A 19,301-nucleotide genomic window follows, 5' to 3' on the forward strand; every position below is an offset into this window, starting at 1 on the left:
CGCACAGGTGACGGCGCACAGGGCACGGCACACCACCATGTGCAGATCCACGACGGTGAGGGTGGGACAGGGGACTTCCGCAACCTGATGCAACAGAGCACCAAAGGATCCGGCCGCCCGTGACGGCGGTCACAGTTGCGAGGCACCCGATCGCGCGGAGACGGTCGTCTTACCTCACGTGAGACGAAGCCTGGACGCGACGGACGAGCAGGAACTCGTCCGTCGCGTGGCCCGCGGTGACCGGCGGGCCTTCGACGAGCTGTACCGGCGTACCGCGCCCTGGTTGGAGGTGCGCCTGCGTCGCCGGTGCGCGGACCCGGACGTGGTCGCCGACGTCCTCCAGGAGACCTACCTCGCGGTCTGGCGGGCGGCCGGCAGCTTCACCGGCGACCAGGTCAGCGGCAGCGCGGTCGGCTGGCTGTGGACCATCGCCGCGCACCGCCTGGTGGACGCGTTCCGGCGTCGTTCGCGGCAGGCCCGGGTGCCGCAGGTGCATCCGGTCGAGACGGTCGTGCCCGCCGCCGAGGACGAGGCGCTCGCCGGTCGGGTCGGGCAGGAACTCGAACAGGCCCTCGCCGTGCTGCCGCCCGAGGTCCGCGCGGTGCTGCGCGCCACCGTCCTGGACGGATTCACCGTCCGCGAGACGTCCGTGCTGCTGGGCGTACCCGAGAACACCGTCAAGTCCCGGATCCGCCGCGCCCGGATCGTCCTGCGGGAGGCATTGTCATGACCACGCATCCCACCCTGAACGACATCGACCGCTACGCCGACGGCGATGCCGGCCTCGACGAGGCGACCGTCTGGACGATCGAGGTGCACCTGGAGAGCTGCGCCGACTGTCGCGCACGCCTCGCGGGCAGCACCACGGCCGAGTCGCGCGCCCTGGTCGCCGAGGTCGCGGCGGTCGTCGACCGCACGATCGCCGCCGGCCCCGCCCCACGATCAAGGGCCTTTCTCCGTACGCCGCTGCGGCAGCGCTGGTTCGTGGCGGCGCTGCTGCCCTGGGTGGCCATGACCGCCGGCGTGCTCGGCACCGCGGCCCTGCTCACGTACTTCCTGTCCGAGCTGCCGTCGATCGTGCTGCTGCTCGCGCCCCTCGCGCCGCTGCCCGGGGTCGCGGCGGCCTGGAGCAGACGCGGGGACCCGGCCTGGGAACTGGTCGTCGGCACCCCCTCGGCCGGTCTGACGATGCTCCTGCGCCGTACCGCCGGGGTGCTCGTCCTCGTCATCCCGGTGCTCGCCGTGCTCGCCGCCTACGGGGCCAGCCGGGTGAACCCCGCGCTGATGCTGCTGCCGTGCCTGGCCTTCACCGCCGCCACGCTGCTGCTCGGCTCCCTCGTCGGCGTCCGCCGCGCCGCGGTCGGGCTGATGGCCGCCTGGGCCGCCGCCGTGGTCGCACCCAGCCTCGCCGCCGCCGAGTTGCCGGTGCTCCTGGAACCGGCGGCCATCGGTGGGTGGGCCGTCGTCACGGTCGTGCTGGCCGCCCTGACCCTCCTGCGCGCCAACAGCTTCCGGCGCCTCACCTCGTTCTGAAGGGACCAACCATGCGAGCGGTGAGCCTGGCCGAGACGGCCACCACCATCCACCCCTGGGCCATCCACGCCGAGGCGCTGAAGGTGCGGGCCGGCCGGCACCTGGCCGTCGACGGGCTCGACCTGAGCCTCGGCACCGGCGTCCACGGCCTGCTGGGGCGCAACGGCGCGGGCAAGACGACGTTGATGCGTGCCCTGGCCACGGTGCTCAAGCCGTCCGGCGGCCGGCTCACCCTGCTCGGCAGTTCGGTGGACGGTCGCGCCGACCTGCGCCAGGCCCGGCGTTCGCTGGGCTACCTGCCGCAGCACTTCGGCTACTACCCGCGGTTCACGGTGCGCGAGTTCGTGTCGTACCTGGCCTGGCTTAAGGAGATGCCGAAGCCCGACATCCCGGCGGCCACACAGCGCGCGATCGATCGCGTCGGGCTCAGCGCCAAGGCCGACGCCAAGCTCCGCACCCTCTCCGGCGGGATGCTGCGCCGGGCCGGCGTCGCCCAGGCCATCGTCAACGATCCGCGGGTGCTGCTGCTGGACGAGCCGACCGTCGGCCTCGACCCCGAGCAGCGCCTCGACCTGCGCGAACTGCTGCGCGACCTGGGTACGGACGCCTGCGTGCTGGTCTCCACCCACCTCGTCGAGGACGTGGTCGCCGCCTGCACCGAGGTGGTGCTGATCAACGAGGGTCGGTTGGTGTGGCAGGGCACGCCCGCCGGTCTGGCCGCCGAGGGCGACGAGCGCCACCCGGGCGACAGCCCCGCCGAACGCGGCTACTCGGCGCTGCTCCGCCGTCACGAGGAGGCCAGCCGATGAGCGTCCTGGGGATCGAACTCCGGCGCTCCGCCGCAGCCGGCGCCGCGCTCCTCGCGGTGGCGGTCGGCGTCGCCGCCCTCTACCTCGCCCCGGGCCGCTGGTCGGAGGGGTGGATGTCCCTCACACTCGCCGTCAAGGAGTACCTGCTCCTGCTCTGGCCGGTCGCCCTCGCCGCCGGAGCGTGGCAGGGCCGCCGCGAACACCGGGCCAAGGTCGGGGAACTCTTCGCCACCACACCCCGGTCCCGCGCCCGCCGGATGATTCCGGTCCTCGTCGCGATGGGCGCCGCGCTCGGGCTCGCCTTCCTGCTGGTGCTCGGCGCGGGCGGCGTGCGGATCGCGTCCACCGCCGCGTACTTCCCGCCGGACGTCGTCGCCATCACACTGGTCGGCGCGTTCTCCCTGGTCGCGGCGGCCTGGCTCGGCCTGGGCGTCGGGCGGCTGCTACCCGCTCTGGTGACCGCGCCCGTGCTCGCCGTGGCCGGTGTGCTGCTGGTCTTCTTCACCGCGATCATGCGGCCGGAATGGATGGGCGCGATCCTGTCTCCCGCGTACGGCAGCAGCACGTTCTACCCGTTCCAGACCATCGACCCCCGGGTTACCGCCGCGCTCGCCATCTTCCTGGGCGGGCTGGCGCTGACCGGCGTACTCCTGCTGGTCGCGCACGGTCCCCGTACGTCGGTGGCCGCCGTGCTGCCGGTGTTGCTCGGCTTCGGCGTCGCGGCGGCGCTCGTCCCCCGTGACGAGGCAACCCTCGTCGCGCCGATCGACCCCGTGGCCCGCGAACTCGTCTGCACCGACGACGCCCCGAAGGTCTGCGTCACCCGGGTCAACGCCAACGTGCTGGACACGCTGACCCCGCTCGCCCGCCAGGGCCTGGCCGCCCTCGCCAAGATGCCGAACGCCCCCACCCAGGCGCACGAGGACACGCGGGCCTATCTCATCGGGGACGTGCCCGTCCGCGACGGCGACACCGTCACGATCGACGTCCGGATCGACGACCACGGCGGCCTGGCCCATCCCGACGCCGTGGTCCCCGAGATGGTGTTCGGCCTGGGCACCGGATACGGCGGCCCGGACTGCGAGCGCAACGGCGCGGTCGAACGAGCCGCCGCATACCACCTGCTCGGCCGCGAGCCGGTCTCCGACGTCGGCGTCATCCCCGAAATGATCGAGGAGGATCCGCAGCTCAACGCCGAGGCGGTCACCCTGTGGCGGGACCTTCAGAAGCTGCCCGCGCCGGAGGCGCTCTCCCGCGTGACGGCGGTACGCGACGCCATCCTGACCTGCCAGGACCCCACCGGACTGCTGTCGCGATGATCCTGCACCTACGCGCACGACGCGTACCCGTGGCACTGGCCGCGTCCGTCAGCGCCGCCGCCCTGATCTGGGCGCTGTGGCTGACCCTCTCCACCGAGCGCGACGTCATCCTCCTGCTCGTCGTCCTGACGGTCACGCTGATGGTGGCGGCCCTGTCGACCACCCTGGCCGCCCCCGACGAGGACCTCGAACGCACCGCCGCACTGCGCTGGCCGTGGCGGCGAGCCGGGCACCTGCTGGCCGCGCTGGCGCTCGTACTCGTCGTGTTGCTCGCCACCCAACCCACCGGCGCCCGTTTCGGCCCCACCGCGCTGCTGGTCCGCGACGCCGCCGGCCTGCTGGGCCTGACCGCGCTCTGCGCGACGGTCGCGGGCGCGGCCCGCGCCTGGTTCCTCCCCGTGGGCTGGGCGGTCGCCGCCGCCATGTTCCCCCAACCGGGCACCTGGGGCACGCTCGCCACCTGGCCCGGCCAACCCCACGACAGTCGGCCGGCGGCCGTGGTCGCGGCCGTCCTGGCGGTCACGGGCGTCATGGCGTACGCGATGCGCGGCGCCGCCCGACGCGAGTGACGGAAGCGCCGACCTGCGCCGTAGTGGTCTCGCGGTCACTCAGCGGTCGGCGATGCGTCGCCACCACCACTGGCTGTCCTGCGGCCAGCTCGGATCGTGCAGCGTGCGGGCGCGGTACCGCTCAGCAAGGGGATCCACGATCGCCTGGATCTCGCGCCTGCCGGTCGGAGGGACCGCCCTGGCGATCCTGTGCAGGGTGTCCATCGCCTGACGCGGGTCACAGCAGGGGCAGTCGGCGTCCTGATCGAGCGTCAACACCGCGCCGGATCGCCGGAGAAACCGCTTCAAGGTGGCAACCGCTGAGGCCATCGACTCGACGTCCTGACAGCGCCCCGCCTGTGCGGCATCGGTGATCTGCCGCAGCACCTTGGCCGAGATCCCGTCGGGAACACGTGGGGAGGCGTCGGCGTGCCTGGTATACCGGGGCACTCGTAGCTGGCTGGGAGGCCTACGGCTCATGATCCATTCTCTGGGGTTGCCATCTCGCCATGATGGCATCGTGCGCCGTACCCGGACATCCGAAAAAGTCCCGGACCGGCTGCGGTACGTCGCCGCTGACCTGAGTAGGAGTGGGCTGTCAGCCGGGTTTATGTCGTCGAGCATGCTGGCCACATGCACAACCCTTGGCGGACCAGCCCTGACGTGTTCGCGCAGATCCTGCGGCGTCACGGCTTCGAGCCGGAATCGGTGACCGATGTCGAGGCGGCATGGTGTGCATTCGTCGAGTTCATGCAGGTGGAGATCGACGGCGTCGACCCGACTCCGGACTCCGACGCCGATGGATTCATCGTCCAGTGGGGACGGTACTCCTGGAACGAGGGCCGCCCGAGCCTGACGTTCACCCGCCAGTTGGCCATCGCCGACATCGGTGACCGCGACGACCCGCACTGGCAGCCCGAGCTGTGGCAGATCGACCTGGAGATGGTCTTCGACGACGAGGCCGATCTGATCGGCCTTGACCAGATCGACGCCCACGACACGGGGTTCAGGTTCCCTCCCGTCGGGCCGCTGCGCGCCGCAGCGCTGACGGACGCCCGGGCGCAGGCGCATCGCTACGCACCGGTGCGGTCGGCCTGGATCGCGGTCCCGGCGAGCAGTGGCCTGTCGTTCGAGTGCGTCTGCTGAGGGCCCAGACTGCCGCCGTCGACAAAGGTCCGCCTGCCGAGTAGAGCGCACTCGATCTATTGCCGGGTTTGGGCAATGATCAGCGGCGTGGACACTGTCATCGCCATCTCCCAGGTCGTTTCCACTCTGATCGTCGCCCTGGCGTTGCTGGTCGGAGCTCGCCAGGCCCGGCACGCTGGGCGGCAGGTCGAGGCGGCGTACCGTTCACAAGAGGTTCAAGGAACGATGGAAGTGGTCAAGTTGATCACCTCGCCCGAAATGCGGTCCGCCGCCCGGGTGCTGCCGTCGGTCCTCGAAGTGCCTTACGGCCAGTGGACCGAGGAGCAGAAGACGGCAGTCATGGTCCGTTGTAACGGCTTCGATGTGGCGGGCATGTTCGTTCGTGCCAACATGGCCGACGAGAAATTCATCGTCGAAAACTGGGGAGCGTCCATCCTGGAGATCCGCGAGATAGCGAGCCCACTCATCGCCGAACTGCGGAACAGGTACCGGGTCGAAAGCTACTGGGGAAACCTGGTGTGGCTGGCAGGTCGGTGGGAGTCCCGACGGGCACTGCGGTCAACGAGCGATTCGGCCGTCGCCGACGCGGCTTGATTTCCCAATTGAGTTGTAGCGATCATTATTCGGGCGGCCGCACCTGTCATTTACGGGCGTGGCTGGTGCATCGTGGCCTGACCGCTCAGTCCACGGCCGTCCGAGCGGCGTCGAGGAAGGCCAGCCGATGATCTTCCAAATAGTCCCTTACGCTTTGCCCGTCAGGTAGCCCTTCCCATACAACCCGGTTGAGGTCAAGGAAGTAGGCCCGGGCCGCTGTATGAACCGGAAGTGGAAACGTCAGGCGGATCATCCGCTCAGCCACCCATACACGGTTCATGATCGCTTGCGTTTGGACTTGCCACTCATCGCCGTCCTGCCAGCTGAATGGACGCGTGAATGCGCATCGCTCAGCCTCGGCCGTGACCTCGATAAAGCTTTGCAACTGGGCCAGCCGTTCCGTTCGGCGGCTCTCGGAAAGAGCCATGGCCTGCCGGCGTTCCTCTGCTCGCTCGGCCGACCGCTGGGTGATGCGTTGGACCCAGAACGACAAGCCCCCGCCCAATGCCACCCCGCCCAGGGAGGTCAACGACACCCAGACCTCGCTCGGCATGGCCCCATCATGGCACCGACCCTCGTGGGCTGTCGATCAAGCGTGACCTCGACAAACGTCGTCGCCAAGGGTCGTCCCTGGTCGCTGTTGTTCAGCGCCTGACGGCCTGGCGTGCATCGGGCCGTTGAAAGAGCGGTTGGGCGGACGGCATGAGCGACACGGCAGCTCGCGGCCAGGACCGCCATCGAAGTCGGCACGATTGGCATCTGCCGTACCGGCCCGACGCGCGGCCACAGCGGTCCCTAAGTGTCGCTGACCTGCGTGTGAGTGGGCCGCCAGGGACTCGAACCCTGAACCTATGGATTAAAAGTCCACAGCTCTGCCATTGAGCTAGCGGCCCGCGCGCTCAGGTTACCTGACAGTCAGCGATGCCGGCTCTCGGCTTCCGGCCGGCCGTCGATGCCTCGTCAGAGCACTTCGCCCTTGATCGACTCGACTTCCGGGAAGGCGGGGCATCAGGGCGCCCGGGACACCCCGGTTTCCCGGAAGCCGAGTCGATCAAGCAGCCCGCGCCGGGACACTCGGTGGTTGAGCTGGTCCTGGACGGGTACGGGGTCGGACATGCGGATCGTGGTGGTGGGGGCGAGCGGCAACGTCGGTACGGCGGTGCTGCGGCGGTTGCGCCGGGAGCGCGGTGTGGAGCTGGCCGGGGTGGCCCGGCGGCTGCCCGGACCGGATGCCGGTACGCCGTACGACCAGGTGGAGTGGCACTCCTGCGACATCGGCGCGCCGACTGCTCCGGCCCAGTTGGCCGAGATCTTCGCGGGCGCGGACGCGGTGGTGCACCTGGCCTGGCAGATCCAACCCAGCCACGATCAACGGATCCTGCGGCGGACGAACGTCGACGGCAGCCGGGCGGTGTTCGACGCGGTGGCACGGGCCGGGGTGCCGGCGCTGGTGTACGCGTCGTCGGTCGGCACGTACGCGCCCGGACCGAAGGACCACCCGATCAGCGAGCGGTGGCCGGCCACCGGGGTGTCCGGCTCGTCGTACAGCGAGCACAAAGCCGAGGTCGAGGCACTGCTGAACGGGTTGGAGCGGGAGCATCCGGCCCTGCGGGTGGTGCGGCTGCGACCCGGTTTGATCTTCCAGAGGGACGCCGGCATGGAGATCACCCGGTACTTTCTCGGCCCGTTCGCGCCGGTACGACTGTTGCGCTTCGGCCGAATTCCTCTCGTACCCACGAACCGGCGGCTGCGGATGCAGGCGGTGCATGCCGACGATGTGGCTGACGCGTACGCCAGGGCGGTTCTGGGTGATGCGCGCGGCGCTTTCAATGTCGCCGCGGACCCGGTGCTGACTCCGGAGCTGGTGGCTCGGCACTTCCATGGTTGGACGGTGCCGGTCGCGGCGCCGGTGCTGCGGGTGGCGGCGGCCCTGACGTGGCGGGCGCGGCTGCAACCGGTCGACGCGGGCTGGGTCGAGCTGGGGCTGAACGCGCCGCTGATGTCCAGCGAGCGGGCGGAGACCGAACTGGGCTGGACTCCCAAGATCGACGCGTTGACCGCGCTGAAGGAGCTGTTCGCCGGCATGGCCGGTGGCGAACACACCCCCAGCCCGCCCCTGTCCGCCGCAGCCCAGCAGTCCGGCCGCCCCACCGGCCTCCTGGCGGGCCGTCCGCCGGGCCAGGGGAATCCCTACTGAGGTGATCAAGAGGTTCGCGTCACCAGACGGACGGAATCTGACGCAAACCTCTTGATCACCGCACCAAAAAGACCGGGAGTCAGCTCAGCGCCGCGCCCAGGAAGAAGATGCCGGGGTGGCCGGGGGTCTCGAACTTGCCGCTGGGGTTGCGGCGCAGGGTCGAACTCTCGATCTTCATGGTGCCGGTGCGGTTGTTGCTGACGAAGAAGATCGCACCGCCGCCCTCGTTGGCCCTGTTGTTCTCAATGATCGTGCCGGCGATGCGGACGGCGAACTCGTTGCCGTCGCAGTAGATCGCGCCGCCGCTGCCACCGCCGGGCGTCCCCGACTTGGCCGGGTTGGCGCCGTTGCCGATGGCCTCGTTGTTCCGCAGCAGGCTGTTCAGCACCGTCCACGACACGCCGATGCTGCTCAGCGCCCCTCCGTTCGAGCAGGAGCCGCCGTCGAAGGTACTGCTCACGACGTACACCGGCTTGTTCTCGTACTGGCTCAGCACCCGCACGGCCGCGCCGCCCAGGTCCGGGCCGGTACGGTCGCAGCGGTTCCGGACGAAGCGTGAGTTGACGATCTTCAGTCGCCCGCCACGGACGAAGATCGCGCCCCCGCCGCCACCTTCGGCCCTGTCGCCCGTGGAGTTGCCGTCGGCGAAGGTCAGGTTCTGCACGGTGAGCTGCGGGTGGTCCTGGTTCTGGCAGTGCGAGGTGGTCCAGCCCTGGGCCTCGTCACAGGTGTTCAGGTAGAGGATGCGGCGTTGTCCCTGGCCGCTGAGCGTGACCTTCCCGCCGCCGTCAAGCACGACCTTCGGCCCGTTGGCGTTGCGGACCTTCGCGGTCGCGGCCATCTTGATCGTCACCGGGGCGGGTCCACAGTCGAAGGTGATGACCCCGCCGGCGGCGACCGCCTTCACCACGGCCGCTGAGGTGCAGCTCGCGGGGGTGCCGGTGCCGATGGTCCGGGTCGGCTTCGAGGTGTCCACGGCACGGGCCTCGGTGGGCACGCTCGCGTGGCCGTTCGGATTGCCGGCCGGGGCGACCTTCGCGACGGGCTTCGGGCTGGCGCTGGCCCCCGGACCGCCGAGACCGTCGCGTCCCGCCGGCACGACGTCCTGGTCGCCGGTCGCCACGGCCTGCGGCGAGGCGGACGGCGTGACGGTCGGCGTCGGCTCGCCGGACGCGCACGCGGGCAGGGTCGCGGTGGCGACACCGAGGACGAGCAGGGCGGCAAGCGACGTCATGCGCACGCCGATGACTCTAGGAGCCGTGACGCCGCGCCGCCGAATCCGCCGTGCCGGTTTAATGCGCTGCTAAGCAACGCCCCGCAGGACAGCGCCGCTGAGCAACGCCCCGCACGCCAACACCGCTCAGCAACGCCGGCGGTCGCTGGGCGACGCGGCGTGTGGTGGTCAGCTGTGGGAGAGGGCGAACGCGGTCAGGAAGCCGGCGACCGTGATGAGACCGACCAGCAGGTGGGCGTTCTCGAACGCCTCCGGGACCATCGTGTCGGTGATCATGGCGAGGATCGCCCCGGCGGCCAACGCCGTGATGGCGGCCAGCACCTCCGGTGGCGCGCCACCCAGCAGCGTGTTGCCGACCAGCGCGGCGAGCCCGCTGATCAGGGCGATCCCGGTCCACAGCAGGAACACGTACCGGCGGGTCCGGCCGGCCTGGCGCATGCCGGCCGCGCTGGACAGCCCCTCCGGGATGTTGCTGAGGAACACCGCCACGACCGTGACCAGGCTGACCGCACCGCCGGCCAGCAGGCTCGCGCCGATCACGACCGATTCGGGTACGCCGTCCAGCAGCGCCCCCACGGCGATGGCCGATCCGGAGCCGGGTTGCTCGCCCTCGGAGGGCTGCTGACCGCCCGAGCGCTTGCGGTTCCGCGCGCCGCGCCGGGCGAGGCCCACGTTGGCGAGGGTGTACGCGCACGTGCCGCCGGCCGCGCCGATCACGGTGGGCAGCATGCCGCCCTGGTCGTGCGCGACCTCGATCAGCTCGTACGAGACGGCGGAGAGCAGCACGCCCGCGCCGAACGCCATGACCGACGCGATGAGTCGCTGGGGCACCCGCGCGAACCAGCCGACCGCCGCCCCGATCAGCAGCGCCGACCCGGCCAGCAGTCCCCATCCGCCCGCCTGCAACCACTCCGGCATTCCCGGGACCGTACCCCGGGTGGTGGGGGCGGCAAACCGTGCTCAGAAGTCGGCGAAGAGGTACGGCACCGCGCGCGGGAAGATGCCACGCAGCTCGGCGGCGGCGTCGACCGGCACCTCGCCCAGCCCTCGCAACGGCAGCTCGGACGGGTCCAGCACCCCGTACGCCAGGGCGGAGAGCCCGGCCGCGGTGAGCGTCGCCGTCGCCGCCGGCCCGCTGTCGCCGGCAACGATCTCCAGGATGCCGGTCGTGCCGTCCAGCAGGTGGTTGCCGGCCAGCCACCGGTCGCCGGTCAGCTCGACGCGGACCCGACCCGGCCCGGCGGGCAGCCCGCGCAGCGCGTCCAGCGACAGGAGCCGGGCCATCGGCGCGGACGCCCCGGGGCGGCCCGCCCGTACCTCGACGTGCACGTCCAGGTCGGTGAGCCACAGCTCGGGCAGCTCGTCCGGCGGCACCTGGACGCTGACCCGTCCGACCTGGTCGACGTGCCGGGCGAGGAACTGCAACAGCAGCATCCGGGCGAGCGGGTCGGTGGCGAGCAGTTCGTTGCCGTGCAGCGTGCCGCCGTACTCGTCGATCCGGTAGGTGACCGCGCCGGTGACCTCGCCGTCCACCCGGGCGGTGAGGAGCCAGTGCTCGTCGCGGTCCCGCAGCCCGACCGCCCGGTAGTCCGGGAAGAGCGAGAAGCCGTGCCGGTCCCGCAGACAGCGCTCGGTGAACGCGCGCCACGCCGGGTAGCCCGCCCCGATCCGCTCCCAGCCCACCTCGCCGGGGAGTTCGGCGCGCAGCAGCGGCCCGAGGTCGGCCGGGGTGAAGGTGACCGTGCGCGGCTTGGGGAGCCCCACATAGCCGAACCGGGCGTAGAAGCTGGGTCGGAACGGGTAGAGCGCGCTGAGCGGGTGCCCCTCGTCGCGCATCTCGTCGAGCAGTTGGTGCAGCAGCGTCCGTACGTGCCCCTGCCGGCGGGCCAGCGGATGGGTGGCCACACTGGCGACGCCGGCCATCGGCAGGACCACCCCGCGCAGGTTCTGCCGCATGGGGATGGCCGAGGTGGCGGCGAGCGTGACGCCGTCCTCCTCGACGGTGAGCGTCGTGTTGCCCTCGTTGTAGGGCAGGTAGTCACGGAACTGCTCGACCCGGGCGGCGCCCAGCGGTGACGACTCGAACGCGTACGCGGCCAGCGGGAAGCTGGTGGTGAGACGGTCGTCGGCGGTCACCCGGCGGATGGTCATCCGCTCATCTCAACCCGCACGGCCTGCGACAGCAACCGGATTGACCAGATCCGCTCAGCCGACGGGCAGGTGGCGCAGGTGCCGGCGGCGGCGCAGTCGCACACTCGCCACGGTGGCCACGCCCACGACCAGCAGGGCGGTGACGGCCAGGCCGTGCAGCACACCCCGGGTCAGGTAACCGTCGTCGGTGTGGTCCACCGCCCAGGTCGCGATCTCCCGGCTCGACCAGAACGGCGTCAACCTCGCCCCCGACTCGGCCGGGTCGATGAGCATCTGCACGGTCACCACCGTGAGGAGCAGCAGCGTGCCCTCCATCTCGCGGGGCAGCAGCGTGCCGATCAGCACCCCGAACGGCGCGGCCACCGCGACGCAGCACAGCAGCGCCGCGACCAGGCCGCCGTAGCGCAGGTCCGCGCCGTCGAGCATCGGCAGGAGGAAGAAGGGTACGGAGATGACGAGCCCCACCGCCCACAGGCCGAGCATCCGGCCCAGGTAGAGGTGGTGCGGACGGTAGCCGGCCAGTCGGAGCCTCGGCTCCAACTCCCGCGCCGCGGTGGTCGCGAAGAGCGCCGCGGTGCTCACCGCCCAGCAGACGCCGAGCAGCAGCGACCGGACCGACTGACCGAGGTACGCGTCCCGTCGGATCAGGTAGAAGGTCAACGGCATCAACAACAGCAGCAGGAGTACGCCCCGACGCCGCAGCAGCTCCCGTAGCGTCATCTCGGCGACGGTGACGAGCCTGTTCACGGGCGGCCTCCTCGAACACCGGGCGCGACCCGCCCGGACTGGTGTGCCGGGGTCAGGTCGAGCACGGTGTCCACCCGGTCGAGTTGGTTGAGCAGGTGGGTCACCACGACGATCGCCGCGCCCCCGTCCCGCAACCGGCTGAGCTGATCCCAGAAGTTGACGTAGGTGCCCTGGTCGAAGCCCTGGTACGGCTCGTCGAGCAACAGGACGTCCGGCTCGCTGAGGGTGGAGATGGTCAGGTTGAGCTTCTGCCGTGTGCCGCCGGAGAGGTGCCGGGCCTGCACGGTGCCGCCCGCCTCCCAGCCGAGCTGTCGGGCCGCCGCACGGCCGGCGCGGCGGGCCGGTCCACGGGCGACGCCCTGGCCGGCGCCGACCAGCACGAAGTGCTCGTCGGCGAGCAGGAAGTCGGAGGTGCCGCCGGACTGCGGGCAGAAGCCGAGCCGACCGCTGACGGTCACCTCGCCGTCGTCGGGCGACATCAGCCCGGCGCAGATCCGTAGGAAGGTGCTCTTGCCGCAGCCGTTCGCGCCGACCACCGCCGCGATCTGTCCGGCCCGGACGGTCAGCGAGACGTCCCGCAGCACCGTCTGCCGGCCGTACCGTTTGGTGATGCCCGCCGCGTGCAGCCGGACCGGTCCGGGGCGTGGCCCGGGCGCGGTGCCGATGCTCTCCACGATCGCGCCCGCGTACTGCTGGGGTGGACCGAAGACGACCCAGGGATCACCGCCGGAGTCGCGCAGGTGTGTGGCGGCCTCGGCGACCACGTGCCGGGCGGCGTCCGCCGCGACCCGGCGCTGGTGCAGCTCGGCGGCGAATGTCCGGAGCCAGTCGTTGGCGTTCACCCGGCAACCCCCTTCGTGACGATGTCGTTCACCGGCCGCACGAAGGTGAGCCAGGCGCTGCCGCCTTCGCGCAGCGCCACCTGTCCGTCGTCGGTGAGCCGGTAGTACTTGCGGGCCGGCCCGGCGGTGCCCTCCCGCCACTGGGCGGTCACCAGACCGGTCTTCTGGAGGCGCAGCAGGACGGGGTAGAGCGTGCCGCCCTGGATCGGCCCGACGCCCGCCGCATCGAGCGCCTGGGCGAGTTGGTAGCCGTAGGACTCGCGTTCGGCCAACAGGGCCAGGACGCAGATGTCGAGCACCCCCCGCAGCCACTGCCCGCGCCGGTCGGAATCCACAGCCGGGACACTAGCGCCGCAACCTAGATGGCACAACCACCTAGTTAAGGCGACCGGACCCGATCGGGCGGCCTCGTGGAACCGTCGAGCGGGCCGGATCGGTCAGCGGGTGGTGACGTCCGAGACGACGACCGTCACATTGTCCGGAGCGCCGGCATGGTGGGCCAGCTTCACCAACTGCTCGCCGCACTGCTGGCGATCGGAGTACATGCCCAACGCCGCCGCGATGTCGTTCTCCTCGACGTAGTCGGAGAGCCCGTCGCTGCACAGAAGCAGCCGGTCGCCGGGGACCACGGTGAGCACACCGACCGCCGGCGGGGTGTCCGCGCCCTGCACGGCCCGGGTCACCAGGGAGCGCTGCGGGTGGTGCCGGGCCTGGTCGGGGGAGAGGGTGCCCTGGTCGACGAGCGCCTGCACGAACGTGTCGTCCCGGGTGAGCTGGGTCAGCTCCCCGTCGCGCAGCAGGTAGCAGCGGGAGTCACCGACCTGGGCCAGCACCAGCGTCTCGCCGGCCAGCAGCGCGGCGGTGAGCGTGGTGCCCATCCCCTCCCGCGCCGGGTCCACGGTGATCGCGGCGTGGATGCGCTGGTTGGCGGTGCTGACCACGGCACGCAGGGCGTCCGCGGCCGCGTCCGGTTCGGTGGGTGGCGTCAGCTCGTCCAGGATCCGGATCACGATCTCGCTCGCCACCTCACCCGCGGGCAGGCCACCCATGCCGTCGGCGACGGCGATCAGGCGGTCACCGGCGAGGGCGGAGTCCTCGTTGTTGGTGCGGACCAGGCCGATGTCGTTGAGGATGGCCGAGCGGAGGATCAGCGTCATGGTGTCAGCTTGCCAAGAACACCCCGCCTTCGTCTCTACGCACTACTGCGTAGGGTTGAGAAATGATGCCGGTGTCCATGGTCGGACGCGCCGGCGAGCTCGCCGAGCTCGACCGGGCGTGGTCGTCCGTGGCAGCCGCCGAGCGGCGCGCGCCGACCGTCGCGGTGCTCACCGGCGCGGCCGGCGTGGGCAAGAGTCTGCTGGTCGCCGCCGCGGTGGACGCCCTCACGCCGCGTCCGTCCGTGGTGCTCTCGGGCGCCGCCCGGGTGCACGGCCCGGCCCCGTACGACTGGTTGGCGGCGGTGCTCACCGGCCGCGACACCGGCTCGCTCGCCCTTCCGCCGGACGCGCTGGCGTGGCTCGCCCAGCAGCCCACCGCGCCGCGCGAGCGGTACGCGCCGGGCACCCTGCTGCGCCTCGCCGTCCGTACCGTCCAGTTGCTGGTCGGCGCCGGCCCGGCGGTGCTGGTCGTGGACGACCTGCACGCACTCGACCCGGCCAGCGTCAACCTGGTCGGTGAGCTGGCCACCGTGGCCGAGCTGCCGGCGCTGCTGATCGTCGCCAGCCGGCCGGCCGCCGACGCGGTGGCCCCGGACCTCACCCGCCGCGCGTTGGCCCGCCTCTGCGGGGTACGCGGCGTCGTCCGCCAGCATCTGGGTCCGCTGCGCCCGGCCGAGGTCGCCGAGGTGCTGGCCCAGGTGTACGAGGGCGCGCGGCCGTCGGACCGGCTGGTCACCTCGGTCTGGCGACACACCGGCGGCAATCCGTACGCGTTGACCGAGCTGCTGGCCGCGTACGCCGGTGAGGGGCCGGACGCGTTGCTGCGACGGTTGCCCGGACCGCGTACGCCGCTCGGCCCGGTCGAGGCGGTCGACGTGGAGTTGACCGCCCGGGAGGTCGAGGTGCTGGGCTGCCTGGTCAGCGGTATGTCGAACAAGCAGGTCGCGAAGGCGCTCGGCATCTCGGTGCGGACGGTCACCGTGCACGTGTCGAACCTGCTGCGCAAGACCGGCTCGGCGTCGCGGACCGAGGTGGCGCTCTGGGCGGTACGCCGGCGGATGCCGGTCCCCGCCCCGGTGGACTGAGTCAGGCTCAGCGGCGGGGGTAGCGCAGCAGCAGGCTCGCGGCGACCTCCTCGTCGCCCACCGCCGCGTATGTGTGCGGCACGTCGGAGACCCAGCGGAGGTGACCGCCGGCCGGGGCGGTCAGTGGCGCGTCGGCCGGGCCGGCCCGCAGCACTCCGCCGAAGACGGTGATGTGTTCGGTGACGCCCGGCTGGTGGGCGGGGGACGTCTGCACGACGCCCGGTGCGACGCGCATCCGGTACAGCTCGTAGGTCGCGTCGGTGTCGGTGAACACCTCCAGCAGGGTGGCGGTGACGGCGGTGCCGTGCGCGACGGGCCCGGGGGCCGGATCGGCGAGCAGGGCGGTGAACGGTACGCCGAGCTGCGCGGTGACGGCCCAGAGCGTCTCCAGGGTCGGGTTGCGGGTGCCGTTCTCCAGGCCGGACAGGGTCGCCTTTCCGATGCCGGCGCGCCGGGCCAGTGTGGACAGCGAGATCTCCCGCTCCTCGCGCAGGGCGCGTACGCGCCGACCGACGATGGCGGGGTCCACGTCGAGGCCCGGTCGGCCCACTGGTGGTTGCTGCGGCATCCGGCTATCGTGCTACACGCTGCCGTTCCGTAAACGGAACGCTCGGAGGGTGGTGGCATGGGCGGGCGTGCGCAACCGGTGCTGGCCGGCGTGGTGACCGCGCTGGTCGGCTTCGCCAGCTCGTTCACCGTCGTGCTGGCCGGGCTCCGCGCGGTCGGCGCGTCGGACGCGCAGGCCGCCTCCGGCCTGCTCGCCCTCTGCGTGGCGTGCGGGCTCGCCGCCGCCTGGCTGGGTTGGCGGCACCGCATCCCGATGAGCGTCGCCTGGTCGACGCCGGGCGCGGCCCTGCTGGTGGCGACCGGGCCGCCGCCCGGAGGCTGGCCGGTCGCGGTGGGCGCGTTCCTCGTCTCCGGGCTGCTGATCGTCGCGGCCGGTCTCTTCCCGCCGCTGAGCCGGGCGGTGGCCGCCATCCCCAAGCCGGTGGCCGGCGCGATGCTCGCCGGAGTGCTGCTGCCACTGTGCACCGCACCGGTCCGGGCGCTCGTCGAGCTGCCCCTGGTGGCCGGTCCGGTGGTGGCCGGCTGGCTGCTGCTGCACCGGTTCGCCCGCCGCTGGGCGGTGCCCGGGGCGCTGCTGGTGGCCGTGGTGGCGCTCGCGCTGACCGCGCCGCCGGACGGGCTGATCGGCAGCACCGCGCTGATCCCGTCGGTCACCCTGACCGTGCCGGCCTGGAACGTGTCCGCGCTGGTCGGGTTGGCCCTTCCGCTGTTCCTGGTCACGATGGCGGCGCAGAACGTACCGGGCATGGCGGTGCTGGTCGGCTACGGCTACCGGCCGCCGTTCGGCGCCGCCCTGCGCGCCACCGGGCTCGCCAGCCTGCTGGCCGCCCCGCCGGCGGACACGCCGTGAACCTCGCGGCGATCACCGCCGCGCTGGCCGCCGGCCCCGACGCGCACCCGGACCGGGAGCGTCGGTGGGTCGCCTCGGTCACCGCCGGCGTCGGGCTCGCCCTGCTCGGGCTGGGCGCGGGCGTCGCCACGGCCCTGGTCGCGGTCGCGCCGCCGATCCTCATCGAGGCCGTCGCGGGGTTGGCCCTGCTGGGCGCGCTCGCTACCGCGCTCGCGGCGGCGGTGACCGATCCGCAGACCCGCGAGGCCGCCGTGGTCACCTTCGTGGTGACCGCGTCCGGAGTGACGCTGGTCGGCGTGGGAGGCGCGTTCTGGGGGCTGATCGCCGGCTGCCTGATGCTGCTGCTCTTCCGCCGCCGCCCGGCCGCGGCCGTCCCGCCCGCGCCAGTCCCGCCCGCGCCAGTCCCGCCCTCGTCGGAGAGTTCGACCGAGCCAGCACCACGGCTCCCGGCTTGATCCACTCGCGTTCGTGAAAGGCGGGGTGTCCGGGCCGCGGTGATGCCGCTGTTTGCATGAAGCCGAGTCGATCAGGGTGACGGGGTCACTCCTCGCGAGGCAGGTCGGCCATGCCCACGGCGAGGAGGACCCGGCCGTCGGCCACCGAGCCGATCCGGTCGGCCGGGACGTACACGGCCCCGTCGGCCGACTCGGTGGCGACCTTCAGGTAGCCGGTGTGCAGCAGACGCGCCGCCAGGTCGGCCGGCACGTCCGGCTCCTCGACCGCCGTCGCCTCGATCAGCTCGTCCAGGCTGCTGCCCGGGTCGGCGGTGGGCGTCTGCACGGTCACCGCGTTCGGGTCGCCCCGCTGGACGAGGTCCACGGTGCCGACCTCGGTGCCGGCCACGTCGATCACCGGCATCCCGGTGGTGATCCGCGAGATGGTCGCCTGCTGCGCGTCCTGCTGGTCCATCTCTCAGCGGTTCCCGAGGCGGCCCGCCGCTAAACGCCGCCTCCGGAGCCGCGCGCTCAGCCGTTCGGGAGGGTCCAGCCGCCCGGTGGGCGGGGAGACAGCTCCCGCCAGGTGTCCGTGCCGTCGAGCAGCGCCCGCACCGTCTCCTCGGCCTCGTCCGCGCTGCCGTACTCGTAGAACCGGGAAATGCCCTCGGCGCCGCCGGCCCGCTGCTCGACGTGCCACCGATCGGCGTCCACCCGGAGGAAGACGTCCCGCCGGGCCAGCCGCCCCCACTTCCCGTTCCACCAGTGCTTCCGCTGCTCCATGGCCGGACTCTATCGAACACACGTACGAGAAGATGCGGCCCCTGCGGGAATCCCGCAGGGGCCGATGTGCATCCGTGTGGGTCAGCGCTGCGTCGGCGGTTCCGTCCGGCGACCCAGCACGTCGTCAAGCGCCCCACGCTGCTGGCCCGGGGTCGTGTGACCGGCGGAGACCAGGGCGTCCCGGATCTCGGTGAGCAGCTTGACCTCCTCGCTGGGGGCCGAGGGCGGCGGCTCCTCGCCCCGCTTACGCCGCTCGGCCAGCCGGTTCATCGGGTAGACGACCAGGAAGTAGAGCGCCGCAGCGGTCAGCAGGAAGGTGATCACCGCGTTGACGAAGGCGATCCAGTCGAACTCGATGCCACGGAACTTCGGGGCCGTCCCGGCGAGGCCCTTGTCGCTGCCGGTGATGAGAAGCACGAAGACCCGGATCAGCGGGTCGAGGAACGACTTGGTCAGCTGGGTGACCACGCCCGTGAACGCGGCGCCGATGACGACACCGACCGCCAGATCGACGACGTTGCCGCGCATGATGAAGTCTTTGAAGCCCTTGAGCATCCGTACTCCCGAGGTGTCCGGTTTTCCGTCGCGGACAACCTATGCCCCGTCGGCCGGCTCCAGAAAAGCACCGGCCTCGATCGCCGCCCGGCCCGCGTCGCCGGCCCGGATCGCCTCGACCAGCCGGGTGTGGTCGACGTAGCGCTCGGGCGTGAGCGCGTCACCCATCGCCTGGGCGACGGTGCTGCGCAGGGCGGCACCGAAGGAGGCATACAGCTCGGCGAGCATCGCGTTGTGCGCGGCGGCGACCACCGCGACGTGCAGCGCCGCGTCGGCCTCCACGAACGCGTCGACCCGGCCGCCGCGCCAGGCCGCCTCGCGGTCGGCGAGCGCGCCGTCCAGCGCCGCCAGGTCCTGCGGTGTACGCCTCAGCGCGGCGAGTCGGGCCGCCTCCACCTCGAACGCACGGCGTACCTCGATGACCTCGGTCATCCGGTCGTCGCCCAGTCGACGGGCCACCACCGGGGCCAGTTCGTCGGTGGACACCACGTAGGTGCCCGAGCCCTGCCGGCACTCCAGCACCCCGGCGTGCACGAGGGCGCGGACGGCCTCGCGGACCGTGTTGCGACCGACGCCCAGCGCGGCGACCAACTGTGGCTCGGTGGGGATGCGGCCGCCCACCGGCCACTCGCCGCCGAGGATCCGGGCCCGGAGCTGCTCGATGGTCTGGCGGACCCGGTGCCCCCGGGGAGGCACGGCTGGCTGCGCGGCGGGGGAATCGACCGACGGTGGCACTGGTTACATCACCGG

Annotated in this window: 23 protein-coding genes, 1 tRNA gene and 1 pseudogene; 10 read left to right on the forward strand and 15 right to left on the reverse strand. The window is 72.0% G+C overall.

Features of this window, described 5'->3' with window-relative positions:
- Positions 1-178 precede the first annotated feature (178 nt).
- Genes ACQP0N_RS01290 through ACQP0N_RS01310 form a run of 5 tightly spaced genes read left to right on the forward strand, consistent with a single transcriptional unit; the run spans position 179 to position 4,230 of the window.
- Complete coding sequence (locus ACQP0N_RS01290) at positions 179-730, forward strand: RNA polymerase sigma factor (protein WP_433116881.1); 552 nt, start codon at positions 179-181, stop codon at positions 728-730.
- Positions 727-1,533 (forward strand): hypothetical protein, encoded by an 807-nt coding sequence (locus ACQP0N_RS01295; RefSeq protein WP_433116883.1) that lies wholly within the window; start codon positions 727-729, stop codon positions 1,531-1,533. The genes ACQP0N_RS01290 and ACQP0N_RS01295 overlap by 4 nt, the downstream gene beginning before the upstream one ends.
- Before the next feature lie 11 nt (positions 1,534-1,544).
- A complete protein-coding gene (locus tag ACQP0N_RS01300; protein WP_433116885.1) occupies positions 1,545-2,342 on the forward strand; it encodes an ATP-binding cassette domain-containing protein in 798 nt (265 codons plus the stop codon).
- On the forward strand, positions 2,339-3,661 hold the full coding sequence (locus ACQP0N_RS01305; protein WP_433116887.1) for a hypothetical protein: 1,323 nt from the start codon (positions 2,339-2,341) through the stop codon (positions 3,659-3,661). The genes ACQP0N_RS01300 and ACQP0N_RS01305 overlap by 4 nt, the downstream gene beginning before the upstream one ends.
- A complete protein-coding gene (locus ACQP0N_RS01310; protein WP_433116889.1) occupies positions 3,658-4,230 on the forward strand; it encodes a hypothetical protein in 573 nt (190 codons plus the stop codon). Before ACQP0N_RS01305 ends, ACQP0N_RS01310 begins: the two co-directional genes overlap by 4 nt.
- A 39-nt stretch (positions 4,231-4,269) precedes the next feature.
- On the opposite strand, the gene ACQP0N_RS01315 is transcribed toward ACQP0N_RS01310, so the two are convergent.
- Positions 4,270-4,596, reverse strand: a complete 327-nt coding sequence (locus ACQP0N_RS01315; protein WP_433116891.1) for a hypothetical protein — start codon at positions 4,594-4,596, stop codon at positions 4,270-4,272.
- A 246-nt stretch (positions 4,597-4,842) separates the two neighbouring features.
- Here ACQP0N_RS01315 and ACQP0N_RS01320 point away from each other — a divergent pair, with 246 nt between their 5' ends.
- Positions 4,843-5,355, forward strand: a complete 513-nt coding sequence (locus ACQP0N_RS01320; RefSeq protein ID WP_433116893.1) for a hypothetical protein — start codon at positions 4,843-4,845, stop codon at positions 5,353-5,355.
- An 87-nt stretch (positions 5,356-5,442) separates the two neighbouring features.
- The gene (locus tag ACQP0N_RS01325; protein WP_433116894.1) at positions 5,443-5,949 is read left to right on the forward strand and encodes a DUF4760 domain-containing protein; all 507 of its coding nucleotides are present in this window, start codon (positions 5,443-5,445) and stop codon (positions 5,947-5,949) included.
- Positions 5,950-6,034: 85 nt separating this feature from the next.
- Here the strand turns inward: ACQP0N_RS01325 and ACQP0N_RS01330 are convergent, their stop codons facing one another.
- Together ACQP0N_RS01330 and ACQP0N_RS01335 are read right to left on the reverse strand one after the other, a co-directional pair.
- Positions 6,035-6,502: a hypothetical protein gene (locus tag ACQP0N_RS01330; protein ID WP_433116896.1), complete on the reverse strand. Its 468-nt coding sequence runs from the start codon at positions 6,500-6,502 to the stop codon at positions 6,035-6,037.
- A gap of 268 nt (positions 6,503-6,770) precedes the next feature.
- A tRNA-Lys gene (locus tag ACQP0N_RS01335) sits at positions 6,771-6,842 on the reverse strand.
- Positions 6,843-7,063: 221 nt separating this feature from the next.
- Between ACQP0N_RS01335 and ACQP0N_RS01340 the strand changes: the two genes are divergently transcribed.
- Entirely contained in the window at positions 7,064-8,146 is a 1,083-nt protein-coding gene (locus ACQP0N_RS01340) for an NAD-dependent epimerase/dehydratase family protein (RefSeq protein ID WP_433121352.1), read from the forward strand.
- A gap of 79 nt (positions 8,147-8,225) precedes the next feature.
- On the opposite strand, the gene ACQP0N_RS01345 is transcribed toward ACQP0N_RS01340, so the two are convergent.
- From ACQP0N_RS01345 to ACQP0N_RS01375, 7 genes are all read right to left on the reverse strand, one after another.
- A complete protein-coding gene (locus ACQP0N_RS01345) occupies positions 8,226-9,380 on the reverse strand; it encodes a hypothetical protein (protein WP_433121354.1) in 1,155 nt (384 codons plus the stop codon).
- Positions 9,381-9,548: 168 nt separating this feature from the next.
- The gene (locus ACQP0N_RS01350; RefSeq protein WP_433116898.1) at positions 9,549-10,298 is read right to left on the reverse strand and encodes a ZIP family metal transporter; all 750 of its coding nucleotides are present in this window, start codon (positions 10,296-10,298) and stop codon (positions 9,549-9,551) included.
- Between the two features lie 42 nt (positions 10,299-10,340).
- Positions 10,341-11,531: a GNAT family N-acetyltransferase gene (locus ACQP0N_RS01355; protein ID WP_433116899.1), complete on the reverse strand. Its 1,191-nt coding sequence runs from the start codon at positions 11,529-11,531 to the stop codon at positions 10,341-10,343.
- A gap of 54 nt (positions 11,532-11,585) precedes the next feature.
- The gene (locus ACQP0N_RS01360) at positions 11,586-12,278 is read right to left on the reverse strand and encodes an ABC transporter permease (RefSeq protein ID WP_433116901.1); all 693 of its coding nucleotides are present in this window, start codon (positions 12,276-12,278) and stop codon (positions 11,586-11,588) included.
- Positions 12,275-13,120: an ATP-binding cassette domain-containing protein gene (locus ACQP0N_RS01365; RefSeq protein ID WP_433116903.1), complete on the reverse strand. Its 846-nt coding sequence runs from the start codon at positions 13,118-13,120 to the stop codon at positions 12,275-12,277. Before ACQP0N_RS01365 ends, ACQP0N_RS01360 begins: the two co-directional genes overlap by 4 nt.
- The gene (locus ACQP0N_RS01370; RefSeq protein WP_422737777.1) at positions 13,117-13,455 is read right to left on the reverse strand and encodes a PadR family transcriptional regulator; all 339 of its coding nucleotides are present in this window, start codon (positions 13,453-13,455) and stop codon (positions 13,117-13,119) included. Before ACQP0N_RS01370 ends, ACQP0N_RS01365 begins: the two co-directional genes overlap by 4 nt.
- Positions 13,456-13,557: 102 nt before the next feature.
- The gene (locus tag ACQP0N_RS01375) at positions 13,558-14,277 is read right to left on the reverse strand and encodes a PP2C family protein-serine/threonine phosphatase (RefSeq protein WP_355048343.1); all 720 of its coding nucleotides are present in this window, start codon (positions 14,275-14,277) and stop codon (positions 13,558-13,560) included.
- A 62-nt stretch (positions 14,278-14,339) separates the two neighbouring features.
- Between ACQP0N_RS01375 and ACQP0N_RS01380 the strand changes: the two genes are divergently transcribed.
- Positions 14,340-15,362 (forward strand): LuxR C-terminal-related transcriptional regulator, encoded by a 1,023-nt coding sequence (locus tag ACQP0N_RS01380; protein WP_433116905.1) that lies wholly within the window; start codon positions 14,340-14,342, stop codon positions 15,360-15,362.
- Positions 15,363-15,369: 7 nt separating this feature from the next.
- Here the strand turns inward: ACQP0N_RS01380 and ACQP0N_RS01385 are convergent, their stop codons facing one another.
- On the reverse strand, positions 15,370-15,930 hold the full coding sequence (locus tag ACQP0N_RS01385) for a helix-turn-helix domain-containing protein (RefSeq protein ID WP_433116907.1): 561 nt from the start codon (positions 15,928-15,930) through the stop codon (positions 15,370-15,372).
- A 57-nt stretch (positions 15,931-15,987) separates the two neighbouring features.
- On the opposite strand from ACQP0N_RS01385, the pseudogene ACQP0N_RS01390 reads away from it, so the two are divergent.
- Positions 15,988-17,234: pseudogene (locus ACQP0N_RS01390) on the forward strand (benzoate/H(+) symporter BenE family transporter).
- A gap of 85 nt (positions 17,235-17,319) precedes the next feature.
- Here the strand turns inward: ACQP0N_RS01390 and ACQP0N_RS01395 are convergent.
- The 4 genes from ACQP0N_RS01395 to ACQP0N_RS01410 all read right to left on the reverse strand — a co-directional run bounded on the left by ACQP0N_RS01395 (position 17,320) and on the right by ACQP0N_RS01410 (position 19,286).
- Entirely contained in the window at positions 17,320-17,688 is a 369-nt protein-coding gene (locus ACQP0N_RS01395) for a hypothetical protein (protein WP_433116909.1), read from the reverse strand.
- Positions 17,689-17,744: 56 nt separating this feature from the next.
- Positions 17,745-17,996 carry a hypothetical protein gene (locus ACQP0N_RS01400; protein WP_355048337.1) on the reverse strand — a complete coding sequence of 84 codons (252 nt, stop codon included), beginning with the start codon at positions 17,994-17,996 and terminating at the stop codon, positions 17,745-17,747.
- Positions 17,997-18,077: 81 nt separating this feature from the next.
- Positions 18,078-18,551, reverse strand: a complete 474-nt coding sequence (gene mscL, locus ACQP0N_RS01405) for a large conductance mechanosensitive channel protein MscL (RefSeq protein WP_433116911.1) — start codon at positions 18,549-18,551, stop codon at positions 18,078-18,080.
- Between the two features lie 39 nt (positions 18,552-18,590).
- Entirely contained in the window at positions 18,591-19,286 is a 696-nt protein-coding gene (locus ACQP0N_RS01410) for a FadR/GntR family transcriptional regulator (RefSeq protein ID WP_433116913.1), read from the reverse strand.
- Positions 19,287-19,301: the final 15 nt, after the last annotated feature.

The organism is Micromonospora sp. CA-246542 (assembly GCF_050942905.1).
In the GTDB taxonomy this organism is placed as follows: Bacteria; Actinomycetota; Actinomycetes; order Mycobacteriales; family Micromonosporaceae; genus Micromonospora.

Coding starts and splice junctions, on each gene's coding strand:
- ACQP0N_RS01295 (WP_433116883.1), top strand. CDS start 727: ATGACCACGCATCCCACCCTGAACGACATCGACCGCTACGCCGACGGC.
- ACQP0N_RS01300 (WP_433116885.1), top strand. CDS start 1,545: ATGCGAGCGGTGAGCCTGGCCGAGACGGCCACCACCATCCACCCCTGG.
- ACQP0N_RS01305 (WP_433116887.1), top strand. CDS start 2,339: ATGAGCGTCCTGGGGATCGAACTCCGGCGCTCCGCCGCAGCCGGCGCC.
- ACQP0N_RS01310 (WP_433116889.1), top strand. CDS start 3,658: ATGATCCTGCACCTACGCGCACGACGCGTACCCGTGGCACTGGCCGCG.
- ACQP0N_RS01320 (WP_433116893.1), top strand. CDS start 4,843: ATGCACAACCCTTGGCGGACCAGCCCTGACGTGTTCGCGCAGATCCTG.
- ACQP0N_RS01330 (WP_433116896.1), bottom strand. CDS start 6,502: ATGCCGAGCGAGGTCTGGGTGTCGTTGACCTCCCTGGGCGGGGTGGCA.
- ACQP0N_RS01340 (WP_433121352.1), top strand. CDS start 7,064: ATGCGGATCGTGGTGGTGGGGGCGAGCGGCAACGTCGGTACGGCGGTG.
- ACQP0N_RS01345 (WP_433121354.1), bottom strand. CDS start 9,380: ATGACGTCGCTTGCCGCCCTGCTCGTCCTCGGTGTCGCCACCGCGACC.
- ACQP0N_RS01350 (WP_433116898.1), bottom strand. CDS start 10,298: ATGCCGGAGTGGTTGCAGGCGGGCGGATGGGGACTGCTGGCCGGGTCG.
- ACQP0N_RS01355 (WP_433116899.1), bottom strand. CDS start 11,531: ATGACCATCCGCCGGGTGACCGCCGACGACCGTCTCACCACCAGCTTC.
- ACQP0N_RS01375 (WP_355048343.1), bottom strand. CDS start 14,277: ATGACGCTGATCCTCCGCTCGGCCATCCTCAACGACATCGGCCTGGTC.
- ACQP0N_RS01380 (WP_433116905.1), top strand. CDS start 14,340: ATGATGCCGGTGTCCATGGTCGGACGCGCCGGCGAGCTCGCCGAGCTC.
- ACQP0N_RS01385 (WP_433116907.1), bottom strand. CDS start 15,930: ATGCCGCAGCAACCACCAGTGGGCCGACCGGGCCTCGACGTGGACCCC.
- ACQP0N_RS01395 (WP_433116909.1), bottom strand. CDS start 17,688: ATGGACCAGCAGGACGCGCAGCAGGCGACCATCTCGCGGATCACCACC.
- ACQP0N_RS01400 (WP_355048337.1), bottom strand. CDS start 17,996: ATGGAGCAGCGGAAGCACTGGTGGAACGGGAAGTGGGGGCGGCTGGCC.
- mscL (WP_433116911.1), bottom strand. CDS start 18,551: ATGCTCAAGGGCTTCAAAGACTTCATCATGCGCGGCAACGTCGTCGAT.